Origin of the sequence: Methanobrevibacter sp. (assembly GCF_045603845.1) — an archaeon.
In the GTDB taxonomy this organism is placed as follows: domain Archaea; phylum Methanobacteriota; class Methanobacteria; order Methanobacteriales; family Methanobacteriaceae; genus Methanocatella.
Genome location: NZ_JAZUMY010000059.1, coordinates 15794 through 30962, shown reverse-complemented (window position 1 = coordinate 30962; position 15169 = coordinate 15794). Strand labels below are relative to the sequence as shown.

The window sequence follows — 15169 nt, the reverse complement described above, 5'->3', positions numbered from 1 at the left end:
CGTTGATGCTAATGGTACTTACACTAGAAACGTTCAGAATATTGTTTGGAATGTTGGTAATTTGTCAAGTGAGCAAAGTTATTCTGTTTGGGTGCTTGTTAAAGTTTTAACTAATGGTACTTTTACTAATGTTGCTTTGGTCAATTGTACTGAAGAGCCAACTACTCAAGACGATAATGATACTGTTGAAGCTAAATATGATGTTATCTTGGATGTAAGCAAAGTCGCTAATGTCAATAGTGTTCTTGCAGGTGAAGAAGTTATTTTCACAATTACTGTGACTAATAATGGTAAATCCAATGCTACTAATGTTACTGTTAGGGATGTTTTACCTGACGGTTTGACTTTGGTTGATGGTGAATTGGATCAGATTATTCCATTCTTGGCTGCTGGTGAGTCCTATAACTTCACTGTTAAAGCTAGAACTACTGTCAGCGGTAATTTCACAAATGTTGTTTCAGTTTACAGTCATGAAAATGCTACTGAAAAAACGGCTAACGACACTGTTGAAGCATATTGCATAGTTAATTTGGATGTCATTAAAGTTGCGGATTCAGATGACTACGGAATTGGTGATATTGTTACTTTCAATATTACTGTGACTAACAATGGTCCTTCCAATGCTACTAATGTTACTGTTAGGGATGTTTTACCTGACGGTTTGACTTTGGTTGATGGTGAATTGGATCAGGTTATTCCATTCTTGGCTGCTGGTGAGTCCTATAACTTTACAGTTAAAGCTAAGACAACAGATGTTGGTAATTATACTAATGTCGTATCTGTATACTGCAATGAAAATACGACTGAAGTCATGGATAACGCTACAATTCCTGTTTACAGAGTAGACTTGAAAATCATCAAGTCAACAAATGTAACTTCCGCTATCGTCGGCGAGCTGGTTAACTTCACAATTGAAGTTACCAACCATGCTGTAGTGGACGCTACTGGTGTTGTGATTAAGGATATTTTAGATACTTCAGCATTTGCTGTTGTCACATCCAGTGAAAACTTTACTGAGGATGGAAATATTTTAATATGGAATGTCAATCGTTTAAGCATGAATGGAACATACACTGTTTGGATTGTTGTAAGAGCTTTAACCAACGGTACCTTTGTAAATACAGCTACAGTTAACTGTACTGAAGAAGGCACCATTAAGCACAGTGATGTTGATGTTCGCGTATATCAACCGGATATCTCTGCAATTAAAGTTGCACTTGAAGAAGTAGTGTACTCAGGTAATCAAACTACATTCAGAATAGTTATTACCAACACTGGAGATATCGAGCTTACAGGCGTATTCATTGATGAAGTTATTCCTGAAGGATTAGTTTATGACCACTTTATCGGCACTAATTGGACCAATGATGGAAACATGTTCTATTATAACGGTTCTTTAGCTGTTGGTGAGGATATTGAATTATTCATTGTTGTAAATACTACTGTATCAGGTAATTTCACAAATGAAATAATTGTAGGTTCTGATAATACGGATAATCGCACTGCTGAAGCTTCAGTTAGAGTTTACACTCCAAGTTTAAGTGTTCGTGAAATATCCAATAATCCGAGCGTAATTGCCGGTGAACCCGTGAGCTTCACTGTAATCGTTACAAATGATGGTGACTGCATCCTAGGTTCAGTTTATGTTTCAAATGAATTCCCAGAAGAATTGATTTACACTGGATTTACAGGTACTAACTGGAGTAAAGTGGGTAATAGATTTATTTACGATGGTGTTTTAAACCCTGGTGAATCAATCAGTTACATATTATACTTCAATACTACTAAATCAGGACAATTCATGCCGGAAGTTGTTGCAGGTTCTAATTTAACCAGCAATGCTACTGAAAAAGCTTACTCAAACAACACTACTGTTGTTATAACTCCTGGAATTGATGTAGTTAAAGTTGCCGATAAGACTTCAGTGAAAGTGGGTGAATTAGTAACATTCACTATTACTGTAAGAAACACCGGTGACTGTACTCTTGGTGATGTATTTGTCATTGATGAAATTCCGGACGCTTTGGTCTTTGTCAGTTTCGACGGTACTAATTGGACTAAAGATGGTAATAAATATGCTTACTCAGGTAGTTTAGCTCCAAATGAAAGTATAAGCTTCACAATTGTATGTAATGCTACTAAAGTTGCTAATATTACAAACGTTGCTATTGCAGGATCAAATATGACAGGTAATGTGAGTGCTGATGCGGATGTCAGTATTATTCCGACTCCAACTCCTACACCAGTAACTCCTGAGGATGAAAAACCTGTTCATGTCCCAATGGATAGCAAAGCAACCGGTAATCCTATAATCATATTATTATTGATTGTATTTGCATTAATACCTTTAAGAAGACGTAAAGAATAAAATTTAACACACGACCGGAGGGTTTTTTCATCCCCCTCCTTTTCTTATTTTTTAAAAAATTTTTGAATTGATGAACTTTTTTTAAATTATTCAGAAGATGTGGATGTCCCATATCATTTTTAATGATTTTCATTCATGGTTTTTTTATATTCAATATACATTAAATTATTTCGATATGAATTTCCATTCCATTAAAATAATCAATCATAAAATTAATTAAATTGATAGTTAATCCATTCTTTCAAATTGCATTCAAAATTCACTATAAAATTAATATATATTAGAAAAAACATAATATTTTACAATAATTTTTAATAAATATGAGGTAATAAAATTGAAAGCTATAATTTTAGGCGCCGGTGAAGGTTCTAGGATGAGGCCATTAACACTTACAAAGCCAAAAACCATGTTGCCGGTTGCAGGAAAACCAATCATTCAATATAACATCGAAGCTTTAAAAGACAACGGCATTACTGATATTTTGTTAATTGTCAGATATAAGGAAGAAATTGTAAGGGACTATTTCGGTGACGGTTCTAAATTCGGAGTAAATATCACTTACAAAACTCAAAAGGACTTCCTTGGAACAGCAAATGCAATTTCCTATGGTGAAGACTTTATTGAAGACAGTTTACTTGTTTTAAACGGTGATATTATTCTTGATGATGAGATAATTCATGACATCATTAAGAAATATGAAGATTTAAAACCGGACACTCTAATGGTTTTAACTGAAGTTGATGACCCTTCTGCATTCGGTGTTGTTGAAATAGAAGACGGAAATATCAAAAGCATTGTTGAAAAACCTAAAAAAGAAGACGCTCCTAGCAATCTGGTTAATACAGGTATTTATGTATTCAACAAGGATATTTTTGAAAAAATCGAAAGGACTGAAATATCTGAAAGAGGAGAATATGAAATTACAGATTCCGTGAGCATTCAAATCGATGAAGGTAAAAATGTTCTCGGCCACAAGACCGATAAGGATTGGATTGATGTCGGAAGGCCATGGGAACTCATTGAAGTTAATGAAGAACTCATAGGCAATTTAAAAACCAAAATCAAAGGTAAAGTAGAAAATGGCGCTCACATTCACGGAGAAGTTTATTTGGGTGAAGGAAGTGTCATTAAGGCAGGAGTCTACATCGAAGGTAATGTATATATCGGTAAAAACTGTGATGTAGGGCCTAACTGTTATATTAGAGGCAATACTTACTTCGGTGATAACGTCCACGTCGGAAATGCAGTTGAAATTAAAAACTCAATTATTATGGAAAACACTAATGTAAGTCACTTAAGTTATGTTGGGGACTCTGTTATCGGTTCCAACTGTAATATTGCGGCAGGAACCAACATTGCTAACCTTCGTTTTGATAATGCAAACATTAAGACAAAAATCAAGGATTCAATGGAAGACAGTGGAAGACGTAAGCTTGGAGCTATCATTGGTGATTCTGTAAAGACAGGTATCAATTCAAGTTTCTCACCCGGCGTAAAAGTCGGATCAAACTCCACAATCGGATCAAATGTTTTATTGTATGAGGATCTGCCTTCCGATACGAGAGTGTTATTAAAACAGAATCATATTATTCAGGATAAAAATAAAGAAAAGTAATTTAAAAGACTAGTGATATTATGGAAAATAAAAAAGACTCTATTGTAATATGCCCTGGTGCTCAAGTAATTGGTGATGTTGAACTCGGCGAAAACGTTTCTATATGGCATGGTGCCGTTTTAAGAGGAGATGTTGCGTCCATAAAAATAGGAAACAATTCCAATGTTCAGGATAACTGTGTTGTTCACTGTTCAAAGGACTTTCCCGTTGTAATTAAGGAAAACGTCTCTGTTGGTCATGGAGCGGTAATCCATGGATGCACGCTTGAAGATAACGTGCTGATTGGAATGAATGCAACAGTTTTAAACGGCGCTAAAATAGGCAAAAACTCAATTGTCGGTGCCGGAGCTGTTGTAAGTGAAGGAAAGGAATTTCCCGAAAACAGTCTGCTTTTGGGTGTTCCGGCCAAATTAGTTAAGGAAGTAACTCCGGAACAGATTCAACATATCCAAGATAATGCTGATAATTACGTAAAACTTTCCAAACAATATAAGGAAGATTAAATCATGAAACCAAGACAAATTGTTAGTGATATGGACTCTTATGTCCCTGGAAGATCACAAGATGAAATCGCTGCTGAATTCGGATTAAAAAAAGAGGATATCATTAAGCTGGGTTCAAATGAAAACCCATGGGGTCCTTCTCCAAAAGCCATTAAGGCAATTGCGGAAGAATCAAAATCCATCAACAGATATCCTGAATCCCAACTTAAGGATTTGGTTCATCTGGCGGCACAATATTCTGACGTTAAGGATTCTCAAGTCATTATCGGAGGGGATGGGGCTGACGAAATCATTGATGTTTTAGCAAAAACTTTCATAGAGCCTGATGATGAATTCATTGTTCCTCTGCCTTCCTATATGTATTATGAGTACCTGTTGAAACAGTATGGTGCCCATCCGGTTTATGCAAAATGGGATTTGGAAAAAAATGTTTTGGATGTTGATTCAATTTTCGATAAAATCACTCCAAAAACGAAAATGATATTCTTATGCAGTCCGAACAATCCTACAGGAACCTTAATTGACAGGCAGGATTTAATAAAAATAGCCGGCGAGAACCCGGAAGTTTTAATTGTCATTGATGAGGCCTACTTCGAATATTCTGAAGTCACAAACAAGGACCTGATTGATGATTATGATAATATTTTCATCATCAGAACAATGTCCAAAGTTTTGGGTCTTGCAGGAATGAGGATAGGTTACGGTCTTGCATGCGAAGAGATTATAGAGTATATGCATAGAATCAAACCCGTATTTTCCCTAACGAGATTGTCTTTTGTAGCTGCTGTCAGCACTTTTGAAGATAAGGAATACATTGACAGATCCATCAGGGACGGAATTGAAAGCAGGGACTTTTTGATTGATGAATTGTCAAAAATCGATTGTTTAAATGTATTCCCGTCCAAATCCAACTTCATTTTAATTGGTGTTAAGGATACAGGATATACAGCAGCCGAAATCACTCGTGAATTCATGAAAAGAGGCATTATTGTGCGTGACTGCACTTCCTTTAAAGGTTTGGATGAATATTGGATTAGAATAAGCATCTGTACTATGGAAGAGAATAAGAAATTCATTGAGATAGTTCATGAGGTAGTGGATTGATGTATATTGGCGGAACTTTAATATCATCTGTTGAATTCCATGGAAACATGTCTCTGGTCATCTTCATGTCCCAATGTCCTTTGGCATGCAGATACTGTCACAATGTGGAATTGCTGGAAGACAGAACTCAAAAAAGCTTTGAAGAGGTTAAGGAAGAAATAGACAATGCCGCAGATTTCATCGATGCTGTTGTATTGTCTGGAGGTGAACCTTTAATGCAACTGGATGCACTAATAGAACTGTTCACATATATTAAAAGCATTGGCCTTAAAACAAAGCTGGACACAAGCGGTATTTATCCGGATAAGATTGAAAAATTATTGGATTTGGAACTATTGGACTTTGTGTCTTTGGATGTTAAAGCGCCCTTTGAAAAATACAGAAAAGTAACTGGTGCTAATGTTGGTTCCAACGTAAAAAAATCAATGAAACTTTTAAACAGTGATTCTAATGTTCACTTGGAGCTTAGAACTACATATGTTCCGACTTTACATACAAAAAAGGATATTTTCAATTTGGTCAATGATATTGAAGGAGATATTTACACTCTTCAACAGTTCAGAAACAAAAATGTTCTGGATCCTGCATTGGAAGAGGTAGATGTGCCGAATCCTCATGATTTGCGTAAATTAGCGGAATATGTAAAACCTGTGTTTGATGGGGTTGTAAAAGTCAAGACTGCAGAATTTGGAGAACAGATTATTGAATAAGATTTAAGGGATGTTTATAATGCCAATTTTATCATTTTCCAGTAACGATATTGATGTTATTACGGGTAAAAAAAGAAGAACTATTCGTAAGCTATGGAAAAACCCTCTTAAAGAGGGAGATAGGTTATATTGTTATTGGAATCTCGTTTCAAAAGAAAAAATGAAAATTTTTGAAGCTATTGTCACTGGTGTTGAGGATATATCTTTTGAGGATATTATTGATGATGATGAAATTGCAAGGGAAGAAGGTTTCAAGGACTCCAAAGACATGTTAAGAGAATTTAAAAAGATGTATGGCGGTCGTGTTGACCCTTCTGACGAATTCCAGATTATTTATTTTGAAAAATTGGACATTGACGATTGGAAAGGAGATAAGATTGATGAAAAGTCAATGATTACCAAGCGTGCGGATATTCTTTTCGACAGCGGTAAATTCGACAAATCCACAATGTGCTATGATGCCGCTTTAAGAATTGACCCTAATGATGTTTATCTTTTAAATAAGCAGGGAGATAACCTTTCAAGGCTAGGACAGTTTGATGAGGCTATCGAATGTTATGATAAGGCACTGTCCGTTGAACCGGATAATGTATATATTTTAAATAATAAGGCCATAGCTCTTTTAAATGCAGGGGATTTGGAAGGCGCTTATAAATCAAGCACTATTGCTTATAACTATTCGCCTAGCAGTCCTATTGTTTTATATTGGAGAGGTTTCATTTTAGAGGTTTTAGGTGAATATGACAGGGCTTTGAGAGTTTATGACAAGCTCATTGTCATTGATAGTGAAAATCCTGAAGTTTGGAACTCAAGAGGAAATCTTTTAACCGATATGGGTCGTTTGGAGGAAGCTATAGAATCTTTCGATAAGGCTGTGGAGGTCTGTCTGGATGATTCTGAAATGGATGCTGAAGCTATCAACAGGATGGGTAATGCCTACATTGATTTGGGTAAACTTGATGAGGCTTTGGAATGTTTCAACACAGCTATTTCATTAGAAAAATATAATATTGATTTTCTGTTGAATAAAGGCGTAGTGCTGATGGAACTGGGTCAGTTTGAAGAGGCTGTCGATAGTTTCAATAGGGTCCTGCTTAGAAATCCAGACAATGAGGATGCATTTTTCCTAAAAGAAGAGTGTCTTGATAACTTATAATGTACATACCATCGTCTTTTTCATCTGTTCTAATATTTTGAATTGATTATTTTAAAGATGGCTTTTATTATTTCAATACTTTTGTCATGTATGCCTGTTTTAATTAACTGTAAAAATAAAATATGTTGTGTTAAAAAAAGATTAAAAAATGTAGTTTTTCAATAATTCTCTAAATTAAATAATTTTTGATGGTTTTTATAGTGTTTTTAATAAAAATAAGTTATTGAAGTAGTATTTACTTCAATTTCAGTTTTTGTATTTTTTAATTAAACCGAGTCCCCATTCGGTCATTTCGTCTGCTTTGTCCTGTGAATCACTTTCGGCAAAACATCTAAATATTGGTTCGGTTCCGGATGGCCTGATAATCACCCAACCGTCTTCTTTTAAGATTTTAACTCCGTCAGTTAAATCCAATTCGAAATCTGTGGTTGTTTTGATTTCTTCAGCGATACTGGACATTACATTCTGTTTTTGATCGTCAGGACACTCAATCTTGGTTTTGCTTGCATAGTATACCGGAAGTTCAGCCACTAGCTCGGATAATGATTTTTTCTCTAAAGCTAATGTTTCCAATATTTTGGCAACAGTCATTACAGCATCTCTTCCGTAAACGAAATCTGGGAAGATTAAACCACCATTTTCTTCTCCTCCGAATAATCCGTCGGTTTCATGCAGTTTACGTGCAACAAGCAAGTCTCCAACAGCAGTAGCTATTACTTCGCCGTTGTATTCTTCAGCAATGTCATATATTGCCTGTGAAGTTGCAACTGTTGTCACGATGATTCCGCCATCATTTTCCTTAAGCATCTGTTTTTCAACAAGGGTGAACGTTTTGTCTCCCAAAACAAAGTTTCCTTTCTCGTCGATACAAATGGTTCTGTCTGCGTCACCATCATGAGCAAGACCGATGTCGGCACCCAGTTCTTTAACGACACTGATCAGTTCCTGCAGGTTCTCTTCAATAGGCTCAGGGTCACGGCCAGGGAAGAATCCGTCGGCCTGACAGTTGAGAGTAGTCACGTCACAGCCCAATTTACGGATTAAGTAAGGGGCAGTGTAAGCGCCGGCGCCTGATCCGCAGTCAACAACGACTTTCAGATTTGCTTCGCGAATAGCTTCAGCATCAACTTTTGAAATTGCCTCATCAACATATTCGTCAATGATTTTATCGTTGTGATAAATCTGGCCTATTTCATGCCATTCCGCTCTTTTAGGTTCGCTGTCAAAGTATAATTCCTCTATAGCCAATTCCATATCGTCAGGAATTCCAATACCGTATTCGTCTAAGAACTTAATACCGTTGTATTTCGGAGGATTGTGTGAAGCGGTAATCATTACTCCCCCATCATAATATTTGCGAACTGCATATTGAACGCCCGGTGTCGGCAGGATTCCTAAATCCACAACATCACAGCCGGATGATAAAAGGCCTGCTTTCACGGCTTCTATTAACATTGGACTTGAAGTTCTAGTGTCTCCGCCGACTGCAACGGTTCCTTGTATTTGAGTTCCATAACATGCTGCAAGTCTTGTGGCAAATTCCGGTGTCAACACATCATTTGCGGTTCTTCTAACTCCAAATGTTCCAAATAATCTTTTTTCTTTTGACATTTTAATAATTCCTATAAACTTGATTATACTAATTTTTGATTTTCAATAGATAAATAAGTATTTGTCATTCTATGATTTTCAAACTATCTCCGCTTGATAAAACGATTTCCATTTCACCATTATATTCGGTAATTTTTCCAACAACATTCACTTTCTTGTCCTTGAAGTCTTCAATTTCCAGACTATTTGTCTGCTTCTGTGCAACCTGGCTTTCAAAAACAATCAGTGACATCTGCCCGGTTCCGTCATTTATGGTTAGGAAATAACTGCTTCCGCTGCGTGATGATTTTACTTCGCTTACTACACAGTTAATGCTGACTTCCTCATCTATCATTGAACGTGTCACATCTTCAATTTTCACTTCCTTAACTTCAATTGACGGTGTGAATAAAATCAGTCCAATCAGGCCTATTAAAGAAGTTACCAAAGCTATTTTTAATAATTTGTCATCTGTAATCTTCATAAATCTACTTCTAATTTACTGTTAAATAAATTAGTTAGGATTTAATCCGGTTATATTGTATGGTGAGGTTATATTGTATGGGTTCAGTAGTCTGAATAGTGAAACATTTAAAGTCAGCTATTGCGCATCATACATTGAAAGCAGTCTTTCGACAGTGTCGACGTCCATTGGTCCCTTATCCTTTCTGATGTTTTTAACGACAGGGAATCTCAGTGAATAGCCTGTTTCATATTCAGGGGACTCCACAATTTCGGAAAATGCAATCTCCAAGACGATTTTCGGCTCAACAACAATTTCACGGCCTTTTGTTGAAATCTCCAGTTCTTTCATTTTGCCGGTCAGATATTCTAATGTGGCATCGTCAAGTCCTGTTGCGGCATATGCAACGGTTTTGAACTCATCATTTTCATCTCTGAGCGCTACAAGGTATGATCCGACGAAATCTCCTCTTTTACCTATGCCGTATGTTCCGCCAACGATAATCATATCTAAGGTCTCAGGTTCTGCTTTATATTTAAGCATTTTTTTGCCTCGAATTCCCGGAATGTATGGTTCTGATGCGTTTTTAATCATGATTCCTTCGTGGTGGGCAGCAATTGATGAGTTAAACAGTTCTTCAATTTCATCAATGTTGTCCGGCGTTCCGACAATCATGGTACTTAAGTTCATTGCATCATCTGTTGTATCAACAATGCTTTCCAGGGTTTCTCTTCTTGTCATCAGAGGTTCATCAATCATTGGTTCTTTATAATATAAAACATCAAACAGGTATAACTTCAAAGGAACATTTTCCATAGCTTCTTCAACATTGTATTTGCGCCTTACTCTGTGCAGGATGTTCTGGAAAGGCAGAGGTTTACCGTCTCTTGTAGCTATTACTTCGCCTTCAACAATGTAATCCTCATGCGGCAGGTGCTCATCAAACAGCTCAACGATTTCAGGCAGTGCATGGGTAATGTTTTCCAGTCTGCGTGTGAATATCTTGATTTCCTCGCCGTTTCTGTGAACCTGCAGTCTGATACCGTCATATTTTGTCTCACAGATTGCGGTGCCCATTTCAGGGATGATTTCTGCAACCGGAGGTGACAGCTGTGCAAGCATTGGCTTTACCGGGGTTCCAGGAGTCAAGTTGAGTTTGCTCAATCCTTCAGCCCCTTCCAGAAGTGCTGTTGTTGCAACAACTGAAAAGTCATTTGTAAGCATCTGAGCTCTTTCAACAACCTTTTTGTCAATATCAAATGCCTGGGCTATTGCATCTCGAACAATTCCGTCACCAACGCCAATTCTCAGCTCTTCGGTAATTGTTCTTGTCAGGTATTTGGCTTCTGTAGCTGAAGCCTGTGATAATAATTCTAAAATAATTGAAATCTTACGATTAGTAGACCGAGATCCGCTTATCTTTGACAGTTTCTGCAGGCTGTCAAAAACGAAATTAATTGTTAAAGGCTGTGAGAAAAATGTCATCTGGGACTTTTTGGAGTATAACTCAATGCATGCAAGACCGATGTCTCCCTCATCACGAACTGCATCTTCAACCTTTGCCTGTGTGGTACCTACAGCTTCTGCAACAGCTCTTTCAACCAGTTTGGCGCCGATACCTATTTCTTCTGAACTCCATGCCGGAAAGACTCCGCCTAAAAGCAGCAGTCCGACTTTTCCAATAGTGTCGGCATCCAATTTCTTAAGGTATTCTGCTATAATGTCTGTTTTTTCCAGACGTTTTGTCGTTGCTTCAAGAGCTGAGTAAACGTCCACTAATTCCTGATATTTCATTAGAAATCGCCTTTTGCTATTTTTACCGCACAATATTCTCCGCACATTGCGCACATTTCATCATCGTCAAGTTCACATTTATCACGGTATTGTCTAGGTTTTGACTTGTCGAATGCCAAATCAAACTGTTTTTCCCAATCAAATTCTTTTCTTGCCTTTGCCATTTGGCGTTCCCTTATCCATGACTGAGGAAGTCCTCTTGCAACATCAGCAGCTTCGGCAGCTATCTTTGATGCAATTACTCCTTCCTTAACGTCTTCAAGTGAAGGAAGTGACAGGTGCTCTGCAGGGGTAACGTAACACAGGAAATTAGCTCCGCTGCTTGCAGCTATCGCTCCGCCGATTGCGGAGGTGATGTGGTCATAGCCTGGAGCCAAATCAGTAACCAACGGGCCCAAAACATAGAATGGTGCTCCATGGCATATCGTCTTTTGGATTTCCATATTTGCTTTAATCTGATTCAATGGCATGTGTCCCGGTCCTTCAACCATGACCTGAACATTCGCATCCTGTGCTCTTTTAACAAGACCGCCTAAATTAACTAATTCCTGGATTTGAGGGATATCGCTCGCATCAGCTAAACAGCCTGGCCTAAGTCCGTCACCTAGGGATAATGTGATGTCGTATTCATAGGATAGCTCCAAAAGATAATCGTAGTTTTCATATAACGGGTTTTCCATTTCATTGTGCTTAATCCATGAGGCCATAAAAGTGCCTCCACGGCTGACAATGCCCATCATACGTTTTTGTTTTTCCAATTTTGAAACCAAATCTTTTGTAATTCCGCAGTGAAGTGTCATGAAATCAACTCCTTCACGTGCCTGGTTTTCAATGGCCTTGAAAATGTCGTCAGGATCCATATCGACGATTTGCCTGCCTTTTGCAAGAGTAACAACTCCTGCTTCATAAATAGGTACTGTTCCGATGATGACATCAACAGCATCCATTATTTTCTCTCTGAAGAGTTTCAAGTCAGATCCTGTTGATAAATCCATTATTGCATCTGCACCGTATTCAACAGCCAGTTTGGCTTTGTTTATTTCAAGGTCCAAATCATCGATTTTGGAAGAGGAACCGATGTTTGCATTAATTTTGGTTGAAAGCTCCTCACCGATACCGCATGCTTTTGCATGGCCATTAATATTTTTTGGAATGACGACTTTTCCATCAGCTATTAATCTAGCCAGTTTGTCAACATCAATATTTTCCTGTTTTGCAACATCCTTCATTTCTGGTGTGACATTGCCTTTTATAGCTTCGCTTTTTTGAGTCAATATTTTCCCTCATTTATAGTAAATTCAATACAAATAATTTTGTTAATTAAAGTATTTATTATTTTATTGCATCTTTTTTAAACTAAAGGATTTGGATGAGTTTTCCGGTTCAAAGGATAATCTTTAATTGTTAATGCTTTGCCTATCTTTTCAAGTCTGTTGTCTAAAAATTCACGACCTTTCTCAGTGACTGCAAAAATCGGCACTTTTGAACCGGAATAATAAACTTCCTCTTTTTCTGCATAATCACGAATCTTCTCACTGGCGCATGCCGTTACGACATCCCCGTATTTAAAGACGATTTCTGCTTCTTCATCTGTGGCATTTGTTGTATGTGCCACAAAAATGTAGATATTAACATCTTCGGGAAGAGGATATTCTCGAAGCTCAACTATTGTTTTTGAAGGCAAAATTGTAACTGCTATGTCTTTATAACCTCTTTCAATAGCCATTTCAAGTCCTTTTATCGGGTCTAAATCAGCAGTTTCCGGATTTACGACATTTTCAGCACCTACCTTTTCAATGACTTCAGGTATTGGTGTTGTGCTTACCAGTGCCGAAACTCTTCCTCCGACGCCCTGGATGATTTCAGGGTCTGTTATCAGTAGTGTTCCTACGCCTTCACAAACGCCGACTACACAGTCAATCAATCCTAATTCCTTATTTGTTTTTAGGATTTCAGAAATACCGAATGACATCATATCAGGCATTTTAACTACTCTTTCGGCAGTGCACATCCCAAATTCACGAATCCTTTTTTCCATATTCCACTTAATAAAATCCTTATCAAGATGCTTTGCATCATCGATTTTATCAAATATGGGACAGTAATCTACTAATGGCTCTCCGACAGATACCACTTCGCCGTTTTCTATTATTACTTCTGTTTTTCCAAGTGCTTCTATAACATGATGATCTTTGACCATACTCTCACCTAATTTATCTTTTTTTCATTTTTTGATAATATAATTAATGCCAAAATTGTTAAAACAACACCAACGAATGTTAGAACTGTTGGAATTTCACTGTATACAATCATTCCAAAGCACAGTGCCGCCAAAGGTTCCGCTCCTGAAGTTAATATTGAAGCGCTACCGGAGTCAATATGCTTCAGGGAAACTGTCAGCAAAATATAGGGCAGGGCGAATGAGAATGTTGAGTGTAATATTAAAAATAATGTGTTGGATGTAATATTTGAGCTGACGAATGCTGTAATCTGGCTAAAATTAGTGAAGGGCAGCAGAATTAATGTCAAAATGATTAATGAATAGAATAATATTGTATATGTATGTATTTTCTCTTCAAGAGCCTTTTTGGATGCAACGGTATACATTGCCCAGAATATTGCAGCTACAACACCACCAACTATTCCTATTGCTGAAACATTGGCATAGTTTCCTTCAAGCAGTCCCGTTGTCAGAATGCATCCGATAATCACTAAGATTATTGAAATTACTTTTGTTTTTGTGATTTTTTCTCTAAACAGGATATATGCAAAAATAATTACAAATACAGGTGCTGAGCTTAAAAGCACTGCTGCAAGGGATAATGGAACAGTATTCATTGAGGTATTGTAAAAGAGATTTAGTCCGACAATACATAATGCGGTTATTATGAAAAGTTTCAGGTCACTTAATTTGATTTTAATCAGATTTCTGTCTGTTGCAAGGATTGCTATCAATAATATTAAAATGGCTATTGAAAATCTGAGGAACAGCAATGTCGTGGCGTCAATTCCGTTTTGGGTTAATGTCCTGACAAATATTCCGCTTGATCCAAATAGCATTCCGGATAATATTGGTAAAATCAAATAAAGTTTTTTCATATCACTTATATATTTTAGATATTAATATATTTAATTTTAGACATATGCTTTACTAGGATTATTTATATTTTGGAGGAATTCAAATTAAAATTATATTTTTTGACACGGAAACTACTGGGCTTGACTGTAAAAATGAAAGGATTATTGAACTTGCAATGTTTACTTTGGAAGATGGTGCAATTACTGAAGAATACGATAAATTCATTAAAATCAACGAAGCTCTTCCCCCTAAAATAACTCAAATTACCGGCATCACAGATGAGATGCTTGAAAGTGATGGGGTATCAGAAGAAACTGTCGCTCAGGATTTAAAAGAAAGGTTAACAAAGGATACCTTGATGATTGCCCACAACACTCATTTTGATTTATCATTCATTTACTACTTATTAAAAAGGCATTTTCCGGATGAAGCTGATGAAATCGTATCAAATCTTAACTGGTTAGACACTGTCACTGTTTTCAAGGACCGCAAATGCTATCCTCACAAGTTAATTGATGCTGTTCATCATTATGGTATTGAAGAGGTTAATTTCCACAGGGCCATTGATGATACAAAGGCATTGTATGAGGTAACCAAGGCATTGAAAAATGAACGCGATGATTTATCAGAATATATCAATATTTTCGGATATAATCCTAAATATGGTGTCAATGGCATGAAGTTTTCATTTATTGAATATAAGGCACAGTATTATTCCAATTATTTAAGGCCTAGTGATGAGATTTTGCCTAGAAAATAAGAGGAGGGAAGGAAGAATGGTGAGTTC

At 36.9% G+C, this 15169-nt stretch carries 13 protein-coding genes; 7 read left to right on the top strand and 6 right to left on the bottom strand.

Annotated features, from left to right (window positions below; translation table 11 throughout):
• The 6 genes from ACKI2W_RS05130 to ACKI2W_RS05105 form a co-directional block, all read left to right on the top strand.
• A partial coding sequence (locus ACKI2W_RS05130; RefSeq protein ID WP_407379895.1) for a CARDB domain-containing protein occupies positions 1-2368 on the top strand: 2368 nt, incomplete at its 5' end.
• Positions 2369-2696: 328 nt separating this feature from the next.
• Entirely contained in the window at positions 2697-3983 is a 1287-nt protein-coding gene (gene glmU / locus ACKI2W_RS05125; protein ID WP_407379901.1) for a bifunctional sugar-1-phosphate nucleotidylyltransferase/acetyltransferase, read from the top strand.
• A 20-nt stretch (positions 3984-4003) separates the two neighbouring features.
• The gene (locus tag ACKI2W_RS05120) at positions 4004-4486 is read left to right on the top strand and encodes a gamma carbonic anhydrase family protein (RefSeq protein ID WP_407379893.1); all 483 of its coding nucleotides are present in this window, start codon (positions 4004-4006) and stop codon (positions 4484-4486) included.
• A gap of 3 nt (positions 4487-4489) precedes the next feature.
• Positions 4490-5590 carry a histidinol-phosphate transaminase gene (hisC, locus tag ACKI2W_RS05115; protein ID WP_407379891.1) on the top strand — a complete coding sequence of 367 codons (1101 nt, stop codon included), beginning with the start codon at positions 4490-4492 and terminating at the stop codon, positions 5588-5590.
• On the top strand, positions 5590-6300 hold the full coding sequence (locus tag ACKI2W_RS05110; RefSeq protein ID WP_407379889.1) for an anaerobic ribonucleoside-triphosphate reductase activating protein: 711 nt from the start codon (positions 5590-5592) through the stop codon (positions 6298-6300). Before hisC ends, ACKI2W_RS05110 begins: the two co-directional genes overlap by 1 nt.
• A gap of 19 nt (positions 6301-6319) precedes the next feature.
• The gene (locus ACKI2W_RS05105) at positions 6320-7456 is read left to right on the top strand and encodes a tetratricopeptide repeat protein (RefSeq protein WP_407379887.1); all 1137 of its coding nucleotides are present in this window, start codon (positions 6320-6322) and stop codon (positions 7454-7456) included.
• A 246-nt stretch (positions 7457-7702) separates the two neighbouring features.
• On the opposite strand, the gene glmM is transcribed toward ACKI2W_RS05105, so the two are convergent.
• The 6 genes from glmM to ACKI2W_RS05075 form a co-directional block, all read right to left on the bottom strand.
• Positions 7703-9067, bottom strand: coding sequence for a phosphoglucosamine mutase (gene glmM, locus ACKI2W_RS05100; protein WP_407379885.1), 1365 nt, complete (start codon positions 9065-9067; stop codon positions 7703-7705).
• A gap of 64 nt (positions 9068-9131) precedes the next feature.
• The gene (locus ACKI2W_RS05095) at positions 9132-9530 is read right to left on the bottom strand and encodes an OB-fold nucleic acid binding domain-containing protein (protein ID WP_407379883.1); all 399 of its coding nucleotides are present in this window, start codon (positions 9528-9530) and stop codon (positions 9132-9134) included.
• 117 nt (positions 9531-9647) lie between these two features.
• Positions 9648-11303: an ATP-dependent DNA ligase gene (locus tag ACKI2W_RS05090; protein WP_407379881.1), complete on the bottom strand. Its 1656-nt coding sequence runs from the start codon at positions 11301-11303 to the stop codon at positions 9648-9650.
• On the bottom strand, positions 11303-12577 hold the full coding sequence (gene thiC, locus ACKI2W_RS05085) for a phosphomethylpyrimidine synthase (protein ID WP_407379879.1): 1275 nt from the start codon (positions 12575-12577) through the stop codon (positions 11303-11305). Before thiC ends, ACKI2W_RS05090 begins: the two co-directional genes overlap by 1 nt.
• A gap of 77 nt (positions 12578-12654) precedes the next feature.
• Entirely contained in the window at positions 12655-13503 is an 849-nt protein-coding gene (locus ACKI2W_RS05080) for a methanogenesis marker 8 protein (protein ID WP_407379877.1), read from the bottom strand.
• 8 nt (positions 13504-13511) lie between these two features.
• Positions 13512-14402, bottom strand: a complete 891-nt coding sequence (locus tag ACKI2W_RS05075; RefSeq protein WP_407379875.1) for a DMT family transporter — start codon at positions 14400-14402, stop codon at positions 13512-13514.
• 77 nt (positions 14403-14479) lie between these two features.
• Here ACKI2W_RS05075 and ACKI2W_RS05070 point away from each other — a divergent pair, with 77 nt between their 5' ends.
• Complete coding sequence (locus ACKI2W_RS05070; RefSeq protein WP_407379899.1) at positions 14480-15142, top strand: PolC-type DNA polymerase III; 663 nt, start codon at positions 14480-14482, stop codon at positions 15140-15142.
• The last annotated feature ends 27 nt before the right edge of the window (positions 15143-15169 follow it).

Excerpts from the sequence above, each read along its gene's own strand:
- ACKI2W_RS05120 (WP_407379893.1), top strand. The coding sequence starts at position 4,004 with ATGGAAAATAAAAAAGACTCTATTGTAATATGCCCTGGTGCTCAAGTA.
- hisC (WP_407379891.1), top strand. The coding sequence starts at position 4,490 with ATGAAACCAAGACAAATTGTTAGTGATATGGACTCTTATGTCCCTGGA.
- ACKI2W_RS05110 (WP_407379889.1), top strand. The coding sequence starts at position 5,590 with ATGTATATTGGCGGAACTTTAATATCATCTGTTGAATTCCATGGAAAC.
- ACKI2W_RS05105 (WP_407379887.1), top strand. The coding sequence starts at position 6,320 with ATGCCAATTTTATCATTTTCCAGTAACGATATTGATGTTATTACGGGT.
- glmM (WP_407379885.1), bottom strand. The coding sequence starts at position 9,067 with ATGTCAAAAGAAAAAAGATTATTTGGAACATTTGGAGTTAGAAGAACC.
- ACKI2W_RS05095 (WP_407379883.1), bottom strand. The coding sequence starts at position 9,530 with ATGAAGATTACAGATGACAAATTATTAAAAATAGCTTTGGTAACTTCT.
- ACKI2W_RS05090 (WP_407379881.1), bottom strand. The coding sequence starts at position 11,303 with ATGAAATATCAGGAATTAGTGGACGTTTACTCAGCTCTTGAAGCAACG.
- ACKI2W_RS05080 (WP_407379877.1), bottom strand. The coding sequence starts at position 13,503 with ATGGTCAAAGATCATCATGTTATAGAAGCACTTGGAAAAACAGAAGTA.
- ACKI2W_RS05075 (WP_407379875.1), bottom strand. The coding sequence starts at position 14,402 with ATGAAAAAACTTTATTTGATTTTACCAATATTATCCGGAATGCTATTT.